This window comes from Micromonospora luteifusca, assembly GCF_016907275.1.
Classification (GTDB): Bacteria; Actinomycetota; Actinomycetes; order Mycobacteriales; family Micromonosporaceae; genus Micromonospora; species Micromonospora luteifusca.
Genome location: NZ_JAFBBP010000001.1, coordinates 3,399,064 through 3,411,598 on the forward strand (window position 1 = coordinate 3,399,064; position 12,535 = coordinate 3,411,598).

Annotated in this window: 12 protein-coding genes and 3 tRNA genes; 1 reads left to right on the forward strand and 14 read right to left on the reverse strand. The window is 70.8% G+C overall.

Annotated elements, in window-relative coordinates:
• Nucleotides 1-41: 41 nt before the first annotated feature.
• From JOD64_RS15320 to JOD64_RS15370, 11 genes are all read right to left on the reverse strand, one after another.
• Nucleotides 42-812, reverse strand: coding sequence for a hypothetical protein (locus JOD64_RS15320; protein ID WP_204942846.1), 771 nt, complete (start codon nucleotides 810-812; stop codon nucleotides 42-44).
• Nucleotides 813-905: 93 nt separating this feature from the next.
• A complete protein-coding gene (locus JOD64_RS15325) occupies nucleotides 906-1,490 on the reverse strand; it encodes a DUF4178 domain-containing protein (RefSeq protein ID WP_204942847.1) in 585 nt (194 codons plus the stop codon).
• Nucleotides 1,491-1,572: 82 nt separating this feature from the next.
• A complete protein-coding gene (locus JOD64_RS15330) occupies nucleotides 1,573-2,427 on the reverse strand; it encodes a hypothetical protein (RefSeq protein ID WP_204942848.1) in 855 nt (284 codons plus the stop codon).
• Nucleotides 2,428-2,496: 69 nt separating this feature from the next.
• Nucleotides 2,497-2,868, reverse strand: coding sequence for a hypothetical protein (locus tag JOD64_RS15335; RefSeq protein ID WP_239559527.1), 372 nt, complete (start codon nucleotides 2,866-2,868; stop codon nucleotides 2,497-2,499).
• Nucleotides 2,869-2,990: 122 nt separating this feature from the next.
• The gene (locus JOD64_RS15340) at nucleotides 2,991-4,583 is read right to left on the reverse strand and encodes a polyamine aminopropyltransferase (RefSeq protein WP_204942850.1); all 1,593 of its coding nucleotides are present in this window, start codon (nucleotides 4,581-4,583) and stop codon (nucleotides 2,991-2,993) included.
• A gap of 52 nt (nucleotides 4,584-4,635) precedes the next feature.
• On the reverse strand, nucleotides 4,636-5,058 hold the full coding sequence (locus JOD64_RS15345; RefSeq protein WP_124815985.1) for a DUF350 domain-containing protein: 423 nt from the start codon (nucleotides 5,056-5,058) through the stop codon (nucleotides 4,636-4,638).
• Nucleotides 5,059-5,091: 33 nt separating this feature from the next.
• Nucleotides 5,092-5,517, reverse strand: a complete 426-nt coding sequence (locus tag JOD64_RS15350) for a DUF4247 domain-containing protein (protein ID WP_204942851.1) — start codon at nucleotides 5,515-5,517, stop codon at nucleotides 5,092-5,094.
• On the reverse strand, nucleotides 5,514-6,026 hold the full coding sequence (locus JOD64_RS15355) for a DUF2617 family protein (RefSeq protein WP_204942852.1): 513 nt from the start codon (nucleotides 6,024-6,026) through the stop codon (nucleotides 5,514-5,516). The genes JOD64_RS15350 and JOD64_RS15355 overlap by 4 nt, the downstream gene beginning before the upstream one ends.
• A gap of 1 nt (nucleotide 6,027) precedes the next feature.
• On the reverse strand, nucleotides 6,028-6,654 hold the full coding sequence (locus tag JOD64_RS15360; RefSeq protein ID WP_204942853.1) for a DUF4178 domain-containing protein: 627 nt from the start codon (nucleotides 6,652-6,654) through the stop codon (nucleotides 6,028-6,030).
• 177 nt (nucleotides 6,655-6,831) lie between these two features.
• Complete coding sequence (clpB, locus tag JOD64_RS15365; RefSeq protein ID WP_204942854.1) at nucleotides 6,832-9,423, reverse strand: ATP-dependent chaperone ClpB; 2,592 nt, start codon at nucleotides 9,421-9,423, stop codon at nucleotides 6,832-6,834.
• An 85-nt stretch (nucleotides 9,424-9,508) separates the two neighbouring features.
• Nucleotides 9,509-10,153, reverse strand: a complete 645-nt coding sequence (locus JOD64_RS15370; protein ID WP_204942855.1) for a TetR/AcrR family transcriptional regulator — start codon at nucleotides 10,151-10,153, stop codon at nucleotides 9,509-9,511.
• A gap of 84 nt (nucleotides 10,154-10,237) precedes the next feature.
• Between JOD64_RS15370 and JOD64_RS15375 the strand changes: the two genes are divergently transcribed.
• Entirely contained in the window at nucleotides 10,238-11,371 is a 1,134-nt protein-coding gene (locus tag JOD64_RS15375; RefSeq protein ID WP_204942856.1) for an epoxide hydrolase family protein, read from the forward strand.
• 675 nt (nucleotides 11,372-12,046) lie between these two features.
• Here JOD64_RS15375 and JOD64_RS15380 read toward each other — a convergent pair.
• The 3 genes from JOD64_RS15380 to JOD64_RS15390 form a co-directional block, all read right to left on the reverse strand.
• Nucleotides 12,047-12,120: transfer RNA gene (locus JOD64_RS15380), tRNA-Phe, on the reverse strand.
• A 99-nt stretch (nucleotides 12,121-12,219) separates the two neighbouring features.
• Nucleotides 12,220-12,293 (reverse strand) — tRNA-Asp (locus JOD64_RS15385).
• 73 nt (nucleotides 12,294-12,366) lie between these two features.
• Nucleotides 12,367-12,439 (reverse strand) — tRNA-Glu (locus tag JOD64_RS15390).
• Nucleotides 12,440-12,535: the final 96 nt, after the last annotated feature.

The following is a 12,535-nucleotide window of genomic DNA, read 5'->3' on the forward strand; positions in this document are numbered from 1 at the left end:
ACCTACTCGGAGGGATCGTCGGCGTCGTGCTTATCGAGCGGTCAACTCGTCGACGGCGGGGTCGACCCGGGCCGGTCCGCGGGCGGCGTGTCGTCCGGCCGGTTCGCGGCCGGTGGCGGCGGGTAGCTCGGCTCCCCACTCGACGGATAGCCCGGCTCACCGGGTGCCTGCGGATAGCCCGGCTGACCGGGGGCCTGCGGGTGTCCCGGGTAGCTGGCGCCCGGGGTCGGCGGCTCCCAGGCCGCGGTCGTCTTGCGGAAGAACGGGTTGGCCTTCGGCAGCGCCAGCAGGATCAGCGCCGTGACCAGAGCGATCAAGCTGATCACGCCCAGCAGGATGCTGACCGGGTTGACCCAGGAGGGCAGAGCCTCCTCCATCCGGCGCTGGAGCTCCTCGCCGCTCGGCCCGTTGCCGCCCGTCTCCCCGCCGGTGGTCATGCCACCGGCCGCCCCGCTGAGCAGGCCGGCACCGACGCAGCAGACCATGATGCCGCCGACGATCCAGGTGGTGATCCGGGCGCCGTTGCGGCCCTGGTTGTTGAAGATGGCCAGGACGGCCAGGACGACCGCGAACAGCAGCAGCAGCACGCTGCTGGCGAGACCGACGGCGAAGAAGACATCCGCCACCTGGTCGGCGTTGTCGACGGTGCTGGCCGCGTACGCGTCGCGGATGGCGTCACGCGTCTTACCGAGGGTGCTGAGCGTGATGATCAGGCTGATCACCTGGCACGCCAGGAACAGGTAGAGCAGGTAGCTGGAAATCGACACAATGGATGGCCGCTGACGCGCTGGCGTGTTCTGGGAATCGACCACGATTCTCCTTCCCTAAGATCGCGCCCACACCGTATCGACAACCGGCCACTTCGGCATGCCGTGGCAAGCCCGGCACGCGCACCCGGTCCGGGTTCAGCGCTCCCCAGGCGTTGGGCGGGTCGTCAGGTCAGCGCGGTCGAGCAGGTCACCACGGGCCACCCTCCAGCCCTCTTCGCCGTACGCCTCGAAGGAGAGCCGCGCGGAGCCACCGGACTGGTAGTCGTGGTAGCGCATGGTGCCGGCCGACGGCAGCCCGGTCTCTCCGATGGCGGTGTAGCGCGCCTGCCCGGTCTCGGCCCAGGTGTAGCGCAGTCCGCCGAGGTCGATGGTCGGGGCGCCGGGGGTGACGGTCGCGCCAGGCTGGGCCGTCCAGAGCACCAGTTCCACTTCGGGGCCGTCCTCCACGGAGAGCCGGTGGTGGGTGCCGGAGCCGTCGTCGAGCAGGTGCTGCACCCAACTCCAGTCCCCCTCGACCAGACGGATGGTGCCGCTGACCGCGTACTCCCGCTCGCGAATGCGCACACGGTCGCCCGGGGTCAGGCGGAGCGGGCCGCCGCGCGGCGTCTCCGCCGGCTGGCCGGTGGCCCGGCTCGTCGCCCGCCGCCGGGCCCGCACGACGACCACGGCCACCACGAGTACGACAACAGCCGCCACCAGGCACGTCACCAGCGCTTCCACCCGACCACCTCCCCAGGTACGTCGGCGCAGACGGTAACAACCCTCGGCACCAGGAAGGCCCGCGCTGTGGCCGACAGCTCAGCTAGCGAAGGTGGTCGGGTGCGTCCTCCGGAGGGGCCGCCGTCGGCCCGGTCGGCCCTGGCGAGGTGCCCGGCGCTCCCGGCGTCAGGTGCGCGGCCGGGTCGGGGCAGATCAGGTAGCCGGGTGGGAGCGGCTGACTCGGCGGCAGGAAGCCCGGCACGAGCGGAGCTGTCGGGTATCCGTAACCGGTCGGGACGTAGGTGGGCACGGGCATCACCCAGGCCGGGCCGGGCAGCGCCTCGTTCGCGGTGCGCGGCACGAACCAGCGGTTCGCCGGCGGCAGCGCCAGCAGCAGGACCACGGCCACGGAGAGGGTCAGAACGGTGAGCACGCCCAGGCCGGCCGCGGGGATGAACAGGGCGTCCCAGGACTCGTTGCCGGAGTAGAGCGTGTCGAAGAACGTCGAGGTTTCCCACTCTTCGTCCCAATCCGCTGGCGGCTCCGCCGAGGTCTCCGGAATGGTCAGCAGGGGCACGAGAAACCCTCCGGAGCAGCACTGCGCGACGCAGACCAGCAGTTGCGTGCCACTGGCGACGAAGACCAGGATCCGCGCGACGTTGCCGCCCCGCCGGACCGGGACGGCGGTGACCGCCAGCCATACCGCGAGCAGCACCGCCGGTACGCCGAGGATCAGCGCCATCGCCACGTTGCGCTGCCGCTCGCCTGTCACCTCGTCCGGGTCGGCGTCCGGCACCAGCCGCACCGCGCGGTCGATCTGGCCATCGAAGTGCACCGCATCGGCCACGGACAGCGCGGCCAGGCCGAGCAGCACCAGCACCGCGGCCAGTTGCAGCCAGAAGGCGATGGTCACGGTGGCCGGGCGGGGCGGACGCGGCGCGGTGGCGGGCGGGCTCATGACTCGCAACGTACGACGCGTTGTCGACGACCGGCAGCACCGATCGGGCAACACCGACCGGCGAATGGATCATGCTGCGGCGAGCCGCCGACTGGCGTACGTGCCCAGGGTTTCCCGGTCCATCACGCAGCCGACGAAGGTGGTGAACTCGCTCGGGTCGTCCCGCAGCGACGTCCAGGCCGCGCGGGCCGCCGCCGGGTCGACCCGCTCCAGCAGCGTGGCCGCGTACGCCCGGCCGGCGGGTGTGCCGTCGGCCAGCACCCGGTCGAGCTGGCGGCGTGTCTCCTCGGGGTGGTCGTCGAGGGCGGCGGAGACCCGCTCGTACGCCTCGGTCACCGGCAACAGCGTGCCCGCGATCCCCACCCCACCAAAGGCGAGCGTGTCCGCCGCCACCAACTCGTCGACGGCCGCGCCCAATTCGCGCTCCCAAGCCTTCCGCATGCCAAACATGTCTCCACCCTTTCCCCGTCCGCCCCCACTCCACCCTGTTAATCAAGAGGTTTGCGCCATGAGCGGACACTCTCCTGACACAGCCGCCTTGTTCAGGCGCCAGGTGGTGGGGGTCAGTAGCCGCGCCACTCTGTGCGGGCGTAGTCGAGGACCCTCGGTTGGAGGAGGGTGCTGGGGGGCATGTTCAGGCGGGCGCGGTCGGCGGGAAAGGCCGCTGCTGCCCGCAGCACGCCCGGGTCGAGGAAACGCAGCCGGGGCGCGTCGGCCGGAAGTTCCAGCACCGGCGGGACGGTTCCCGCCGTGGCGAGCAGGAAACCCCAGTCGCCGAAGGACGGCACGTCGACGTGGTACGGCACGGTGGCGAAGCCGGCTTCCCGCACCGACGCATCGATCGACCAATATGAGCGGGGCGCGAAGTACGGCGAGCCGGACTGCACCACCAGCCGTCCCTGCTCGGCGAGCACCGACCTGATCAGCGCGTAGAACTCGACGGTGTAGAGCTTGGCGGTGGCCGTCTCGTCCGGGTCGGGCAGGTCGGCGACCACCACGTCGAAGCGCTCGGCGGCGGTACGCAGCCAGCCGAACGCGTCAGTGTTCAGCATCCGTACGCGGGGGTCGTCGAGCGATCCACCGTTGAGCGCCCGCAGTTGCGGCACGTGCCTGGCCAGCGCCACCACCGCCGGGTCGAGGTCGACCACGGTCACCCGGCGAACGTCCGGGTACCGCAGGATCTCCCGGACGGCGAGGCCGTCGCCGGCACCGAGAACCAGTACGTCGCCACGCGGGCCGCGCATCGCCGGATGCACCAGCGCCTCGTGGTAGCGGTACTCGTCGACCGAGCTGAACTGGAGATCACCGTTGAGGAACAACCGCAGGTCGGTGTCGGAGTGGCCGACCTCCCGCACCGACCGGGTCAGCACGATCTCCTGGTAACGGGAGCGTTCGGCGTACACCACGGGGTCCCGGTAGAGCTGCTGCCGGGCGGTCACCTCGAAGTCGGCGGCGGTCACCCAGGCGTACCCCAGGCAGAGCGCGACCACGACAGCGCCGACGCCGAGGACGAGCCGGGCCCGGCGGCTCAGCTCCCTCCGGAACACCGTGCAGACCAGGGCGAGACCGGCCACCGCGTTCACCGCGCCGACCACCAGGGCACCCTTGAGCTGGCCGAAAACGGGGATCAACAGGAACGGAAAGGCGAGCCCGCCGAGCAGCGCGCCGACGTAGTCGGCGGCGAACAGGTCCGCCACCGCACTGCCGGCGGCCTGCTCGCGGATGCGCTGCAGCATCACCATCAGCAGCGGAATCTCCGCACCGATCAGCAGCCCCAGCACGAAGGCGGTGCCGACCAGCGCCGGGCCGTACAGGTCGAGCCAGGCGAAGGCGGCGTAGAGGCCGAGTACCGACAGACCACCGAGCAGGGCCAGGGTCAGTTCGATCACCGCGAACGCAGCCGCGGCCCGGGGCTGCAACGGCTTCGCGACCAGCGCGCCGACCCCCATCGCGAAGACCATCACGCCGAGCACGATCGACGCCTGCCCGACGGTGTCGCCGATCAGGTAGCTGCCAAGCGCGACCAGGGCCAGCTCGTAGACCAGCCCGCAGGCGGCGCAGACGAAGACCGCGACCAGCACCGCCGCGCGGGCCAGCCGCCAGTGCGGCCGGGCCTCGGTGCCGCCGTCGACCACCGGCAGCGCCCCGGTGCTCATGACTGCCCCGGGTACGGCAGGCCAGCAACACCCGGTCGCGGTCCCCCGGTCATCAGAGGATCGCGGCGGCGATGATCGCGCCGGTGGCCAGGTGCACCACGGCCGACACCCATACGGCGGGGTGCGGCTCCGGGTCGACCAGCAGTTCGCCGAGCCGGCCCGGGGTCACCGCGTCGAGCAGCAGGAACGCGGCGGCCATGATGACCAGGCCAACGATCCCGTACGCCGCCGCGCCTACCAGCCCCAGGGCGAGGTCGTCGTCGCTGGCGACGATCGCCGCGACCACGATGGTGCCGACGCCGAGCAGGTTGGACGCGAGCAGCAGCGCCGCGTTGCGGTTGCGCTCGGTCCAGATCAGTTCGTGGAGTTTGCCAGGAGTGGTCAGGTCGACCAGCCCGTAGCCGACGCCCATGAGGACGACGCCGACCGCGCCGAAGGCGAGGGTGGCCAGCAGATCGGTGACGAGGTTCTGCACGGGGGGCTCCAGGTGAAGGGGTCGGGCGTCGGACTACTTGCCGGTGCCGGGGCCGCCGCCCCGAACGCTGCTGCCGCGACCCCAGCCCCAGTACGACCCGACGGTCGAGTGGTAGCGGGGGTGAGCGGTATTCATGTTTTCGAGCAGGATCACCGAGCCAGCGGCGATCGGCAGGATCACCACGGAGTCGTCGTCGTAACGCAGGTAGACGCCGCTGCCGTCGGCGTACCGGTCGGACGGCTTCCACGCGTCGGTGAGTTCCTTGGCGACCCTGGTCGGTGACTTGGACGAGGTGTACGCGGTCGCTTCCCGGCCGATGTCCCGGCTGGCCGCTCGCGAGTACTTGTCCTGCACATAGGCGCGCGGGGAGAAGGTGCCGTTGGTGAGCGCGAAGGCCGCGACCAGCACGCCGACCACGGCCGCCGCCGCGCCCACCACGAACCAGCGTCGGTATGTCATCGCAGTGCCACCACCGTCTCGGTCAGGACCAGCTCATTGGTCTGGGGGTACGCGTGCCAGGTACGCCAGCCGACCGACCCGTGCGGTAGGTCGGTGCGCACGGCCAGCGCGGTGACCGCGTCCGGGTCACCGGGGAAGACTCCGACCAGGGCGTACGGGTCGTCGGCCAGGTCGGCGCGGAGCCCGGCGATCCGGGTGTGCAACTCACCGTCGGCGGGGCGCAGCACGCTGGCGGTGAAGCGGTAACCGCCTGCCTCGTCGTGCAGGGCGCCGGGCAGGTGCGGCGGCCGACCAGGCAGGCAGGCAACCGTCTCGGTGACTCCGGCCGCACCGCCCGGTTCGGCCAGCACGACCTGGTGGGACGCGCCGAGCAGGCGCAGCCGTAGCCGGACGTCCCCGGGCAGCGTGAGGTCCAGGACGTGCAGCGCGGGCCGCTCCGGGCCGCCGAGTGCCAGGCTCAGGTCCGCGGCGCAGGTGTCGACGTATGGGGTGTGAAGGCTCACCAACACGTCAGCTGGCCTCCGGCCCGGCCTGCGGGTACACCATCACGTCGGCGCGGTGCAACTGCTCGCCCCGGGCGACCTCCCAGCCGGCCTGGCCGTACGCCTCGAAGGAAAGCCGTTCGCCGCCCTGGGCCCGGTAGTCGTGGTATCGAAGGGTGCCACTGGGGTCGAGGCCGGTGCTGCCGGTGGCCGTGAAGCGGGCCTGACCGGACTCCTCTGCGGCGTAGTGGCGGCCGGCAAAGTCGAGGGTGGACGCACCGGGGGTGATCGTGGCGGCCGGCTCGGCGGTCCAGAGCACCAACTCCAGGTCCGGGTCCTCCTCCACGGAGAGCCAGCGCTTGTCGCCCTCGACGGTGTCCAGCAGGTGCTCGGCCCAGCTCCAGCCGCCCTCATTCAGATGCACCGAGCCCCGCACCGCGTACGACACCCGGCGGATCTCGACGATGTCGCCGGGCTTGAGCCTGCGCGGGTCGCCGTGGAGCGCGTCGCTGTCGGTGTCCCGGAACGGGTCTGCGGGTGCCGCCGGCCGGGCGGCCTTACGGCCCTTGCGCACCGCCACCACCGCCACCACGACCCCGGCGACTCCGATCAGACACCCCAGCGCCGTCACCAGGTACGCCACCGGACCGTTCATGCCGACCACCTCCCCAAGTGCGTCGGCGGGAACGGTAACAACCCCGCGCACCTGGAGAAACTCATCATTGACTGGTGATACGGCAGCTACGGAGCGTGCTGACGGGGTGGCATTGGGGGCGGAGAACGGGTCGGGCCGACCCCACCGGAAAGGCGGGGTCGGCCCGGGTGCGACGGATCAGGCGGCGGTGACGGCCAACCCTTCCTTCGCGTCGGCCAGGTCGACCTTGACGGTGTCACCGTCTCGGATCGTCCCGGAGAGCAGTGCCCTGGCCAGTTGGTCTCCGATTGCGGTCTGGACCAGGCGACGGAGCGGTCGCGCACCGTAGATCGGGTCGTAACCGTGCTCGGCCAGCCAGCCCCGGGCGGCATCGGTGATCTCCATGCCCAGTCTGCGGTCGGTCAACCGCCGCCGCATCCGGTCCAGCTGAATGTCGACGATGGAGCGCAGGTCGTCGCCCCGCAGCGAGGCGAAGACCACGATGTCGTCCAGCCGGTTGAGGAACTCCGGCTTGAAGTGTGACCGGACCACGGCCAGCACACCCTCCCGGCGCTGCTCGTCGGCCAGCGTCAGGTCACCGATCACCGACGACCCGAGGTTGGACGTGAGGACCAGGATCGCGTTGCGGAAATCCACCGTGCGGCCCTGACCGTCGGTGAGCCGACCGTCGTCGAGCACCTGGAGCAGCACGTCGAAGACGTCCGGGTGCGCCTTCTCGACCTCGTCCAACAGGATCACCGAGTACGGCCGGCGGCGCACCGCCTCGGTGAGCTGGCCACCCTCGTTGTAGCCGACGTAGCCGGGCGGGGCACCCACCAGGCGAGCGACCGAGTGCTTCTCGCCGTACTCGCTCATGTCGATGCGGACCATCGCCCGCTCGTCGTCGAAGAGGAACTCGGCGAGGGCCTTGGCCAGCTCCGTCTTGCCGACACCGGTGGGGCCGAGGAAGAGGAAGCTGCCCGTCGGGCGATCCGGGTCGGCGATACCGGCCCGGGCACGGCGTACCGCGTCGGAGACCGCGCCGACCGCCTCGGTCTGGCCGACCACCCGACCACCCAGCGACTCCTCCATTCGCAGCAGCTTGGCCGTCTCGCCCTCGAGGAGGCGGCCGGCGGGGATGCCGGTCCAGGAGGCGACCACCGCGGCGATGTCGTCGGCGCCGACCTCCTCCTTGAGCATCGCGCCGTCGGCCTGGAGCTGGGCCAGTTCCTCCTCGGCCTGCTTCAGCTCGACCCTCAGGGCGGGAATGCGGCCGTACCGCAGCTCGGCGGCGCGCTCCAACTCCCCGTCGCGCTCGGCCCGTTCGGCCTCGCCGCCGAGGCGCTCCAGCTCCTCCTTCGCGGTGGAGAGCTTGGTGATGTGGCTCTTCTCGGTCTGCCAGCGCTCGGAGAGGACGGTGAGCTGCTCGTGCTTGTCGGCCAACTCCTTACGAAGCCGCTCCAACCGCTCGGCGGAGGCGGCGTCCGGCTCCTTGGCCAGCGCCATCTCCTCGATCTCCAGCCGGCGAACCGCCCGCTCGATCTCGTCCACCTCGACCGGCCGGGAGTCGATCTCCATCCGGAGTCGGGACGCGGACTCGTCGACCAGGTCGATCGCCTTGTCCGGCAGGAACCGGTCGGTGATGTAGCGGTCCGACAGTGTCGCGGCGGCGACCAGCGCGGCGTCGGTGATCCGTACGCCGTGGTGCACCTCGTAGCGCTCCTTGAGCCCGCGCAGGATGCCGATGGTGTCCTCGATCGTCGGCTCGCCGACCAGCACCGGCTGGAACCGACGCTCCAGCGCCGGGTCCTTCTCGATGTGCTCGCGGTACTCGTCAAGCGTGGTGGCGCCCACCATCCGCAGCTCACCACGGGCCAGCATCGGCTTGAGCATGTTGCCGGCGTCCATCGAGCCCTCGCCCTTGCCGGCGCCGACGACGGTGTGCAACTCGTCGAGGAACGTGATGACCTGCCCGTTGGAGTTCTTGATCTCCTCCAGTACGGACTTCAGCCGCTCCTCGAACTGGCCGCGGTACTGCGCACCGGCGACCATCGCGCCGAGATCCAGCGAGATCAACTTCTTGTCGCGCAGCGACTCGGGCACATCACCGGTGACGATCCGCTGGGCCAGACCCTCGACGATCGCGGTCTTTCCGACGCCGGGTTCGCCGATCAGCACCGGGTTGTTCTTGGTACGCCGGGAGAGCACCTGGATGACGCGGCGGATCTCCGAGTCGCGGCCGATGACCGGGTCGATCTTGCCGTCCCGGGCGCTGGTGGTGAGGTCGACGCCGTACTTGGTCAGGGCCTGATAGGTCTGCTCCGGGTCGGCGGTGGTGACCCGACGGTCCCCACCGCGGACGGTCGGGAAGGCGGCGACCAGTGCCTCCTCGGTGGCACCTGCGGTCTTCAGCGCCCCGGACACCGCGCCGCCCACCCGGGCGAGGCCGGCGAGCAGGTGCTCGGTGGAGGTGTACTCGTCGCCCAACGGCCGGGCGATCTGCTCGGCGGCTCCGATGGCGTTGACGAACTCCCGGGCCAACGTCGGCTCGGCGATGCTCGAACCGCGGGCGGCCGGCAGGGCGTCGACCGCGCGCTCGGCGGCCCGGCGCAGCTCGGCGGGGTCCGCCCCGACGGCGCGCAGCAGACCGGTGGCGGTCGAGCCATCGGTGTCCAGGAGGGACAGCATCAGGTGCCACGGCTCCACGGTTGCGTGACCACGCTGGTTGGCCAGCGCGACAGCGCCCGTGATGGTTTCGCGGCTCTTGGTGGTGAGTCTTTCGGTGTTCATGGGCTCCCCCGGATCGGCGTTGTCCATTGGGTTGGACACAACCAGAGTTGAGCGTATTCCGCTCAACCTTAGCGCGTGACACCCATCACCCTCGGGGCCGCCACCGCCAGTCGAACTCCCCGGCCGCTGGCGGCGGTCCGGGCAGCGGGTCCGCGCCCGGCACCGTCGACAGGCCCGCCAGCAGCATCGCGAGCTGCCGGCGGCGCAACTTCCCGGTCCGCTTCGAATCGGGTACGCGCACCGCGGCGCACGCCTCCAGCAGCAGCCCCAGATCCTGGACGACCGCGTCGGGGCGCAGCCGCCCGCTGGTCCGGGCCCGGTCGAACAGTGCGGTCGCCAGCTCGTTGGCGCGCATCGCGTCCCGGCCCATCTCCTCGGTCGGCGTGAAGGTGCCGGCCAGGTGGACGGTGAGCGAGTGCACGTCGGCGTCGACCACCCCGGCCAGGAATCCGGTGAACGCGGCCCAGTCGTCCGGCTCGGCCAGGGCCGACTCGGCCTCGGCGATGTACCGACGCAGCCCGTCGTGGCAGAGCTGGCGCAGCAGGTCCTCCTTGCCCGCGTACCGCCGGTAGAGCGCGCTGATGCCGACGCCCGCACGTTCGGCGACGGCCGCGATCGGCGCCTTCGGATCGTCGAGGAAGACCGCGCGGGCGGCTTCGAGGATGACCTCGTCGTTGCGGGCGGCCTGGGCGCGGCGGCCGGCCATCGGCTTGCCGGGAGTCGTTGACATGACCTCAGACTAACAGTGGAACGGATCGTTCCGGTCTGCTACTGTGATTGCAGAACGAAACATTCCGTTCCGAAGGAGTTCGAGATGACCGGCACCGCGATCCGCCCGTTCCGCGTCGAGATCCCGCAGATCGCCCTCGACGACCTCGCCGCCCGACTGGGCCGCACGAGCTGGCCCGCCGAGCTGCCCGGCACCGGCGACACCTACGGGATGAGCACCGACCGGGTGCGCGCCCTCGTCGACCGGTGGCGCGACGGGTTCGACTGGCGGGCCGTCGAGGCCCAGTTGAACGCCCATCCGCAGTTCGTCACCGAGATCGACGGCGAGCAGATCCACTTCCTGCACGTCCGGTCGTCCCGGCCGGATGCCACCCCGCTGGTGCTCACCCACGGTTGGCCCGGCTCGGTCCTGGAATACCTGGACGTGATCGCCCCGCTCACGGAGCCGACCGACCCCAACGCGCCGGCGTTCCACGTGGTCATCCCGTCGCTGCCCGGGTTCGGGTTTTCCGGCCCGACGCGCAGCGCCGGCTGGAACCGGCACCGCACGGCCCGCGCCTGGGCCGAACTGATGAACCGACTGGGGTACGACAGCTACGGCGCGATCGGCAACGACGCCGGCTCGATGATCGCGCCCGAGTTGGGCCGGGTCGATCCGGAGCACGTGCTCGGCGTACACGTCACCCAGCTCTTCTCGTTCCCCTCGGGTGACCCGGCCGAGTTCGCCGACCTGTCCGAGGCGGATCAGGCGGCGCTCAAGCACCTGCAGTGGTTCTACGAGAACAAGTTCTCCTTCAACCAGGTGCACAGCCAGCAGCCGCAGACCCTGGCGTTCGCGCTGGCCGACTCCCCGGTCGGGCTGCTCGCCTGGAACGCCCAACTCTTCGACGAGAGCCTGGACACCGACTTCATCCTGGCCAACGTGGCGCTCTACTGGTTCACCGGGACGGCCGCCTCTGCGATCCGGCTCTACTGGGAGGACGCGCACGCCGAGTCACCGACGGCGCCGACCACCGCGCCGACCGCGCTGGCCATGTTCCCCGGCGACTTCCAGTCCATCCGCCGCTTCGCCGACCGGGACCACGCGAACATCGTCCGGTGGACGGCCTACGGGACGGACGTCGAGGGCCGCGGCGACGTCGGCGGTCACTACGCCGCCCACCAGGCCACCGACGTCCTGGTCGCCGACATCCGCGAGTTCTTCGCCAGTCTGCGCTGACGCAGGCTCGTGACCGACACGGCAGTGCCGATGTTGCGGCATCCATCAGCCTGGATGCCGCAACATCGGCAACATGGTGTGGATCAATCCTGGACGGGGCCACCGACCGGACAACCCCGCAACCGGCCCGATCAGTCTCCCGCCCCCGGTCCGGGCCCGTCCGGAAATGGTGACGGCGGCGGCGGTCTGCCGGGCGGGGCGCACGCTGCGGCGCAGAGTGCGGCTCACCTCGCCGAGCAGGCGGGGGAGACGCTGCGGCAGGCGGGGCGCAGCGTCTGGGAGGCGATCCAGGAAGGCATGGCGCAGCACCGCCAGCAGGGGCGCCGCGACCAATGAACCCCGCACAGCCGGTTCCGGCGTCGCCGGCACCGCCAGGTCTGGCGTAGCCCGCACAGCCGGGTCCGGCGTAGGCCGCAGTGCGGGAGACGCGCAGGCGCCGCCGCCACATGATCGACTCAGTTTCGGCGACATTGCGGTATCAGGGGCGATGTGATGCCGCCACATCCCGGAAGTCGAGTGGATCTCGCCGGTCCGTGTCCGCAACGGGAGCTGCGGACGATTGACCCAAGCGACCCGGAGTGGTCGATCAGGACTATCGGCGCACCGCCCGAAACAGCAAGATCCCCACCTGCGTTTCCGCTGGTGGGGACCTCTGTAGCCCGGCGAAAGGCTATGTGGCCAGGGGCGGGGTCGAACCGCCGACCTTCCGATTTTCAGTCGGACGCTCGTACCAACTGAGCTACCTGGCCGTATCGCTCGGCTCATGCTACCCGGCAACCGGACGAACCGGCGGCAGGGTGACCTGCTCCGATACGCAGAACGCCGCGCGAGGCGCGGCGTCAGCGCTGCGGTCCTGACGGGACTTGAACCCGCGACCTCCGCCTTGACAGGGCGGCGAGCACTCCAACTGCTCCACAGGACCTAGCTTGTGTTGCTCCGACTTGCGCCGGTCGTGCTCCGGCTTACGCCGGTGTTGCTCCGACTTGCGTCGGTCGTGCCCCCAACGGGATTCGAACCCGTGCTACCGCCTTGAAAGGGCGGCGTCCTGGGCCGCTAGACGATGAGGGCGGCCCCGCCATCATTGCACATTGCAACTTCAAGCGGACTTGCTCCCATCCGGCCCCGCCGGAGGCTTGGAAAGCATACGTGATGCCCGGTCGGTCG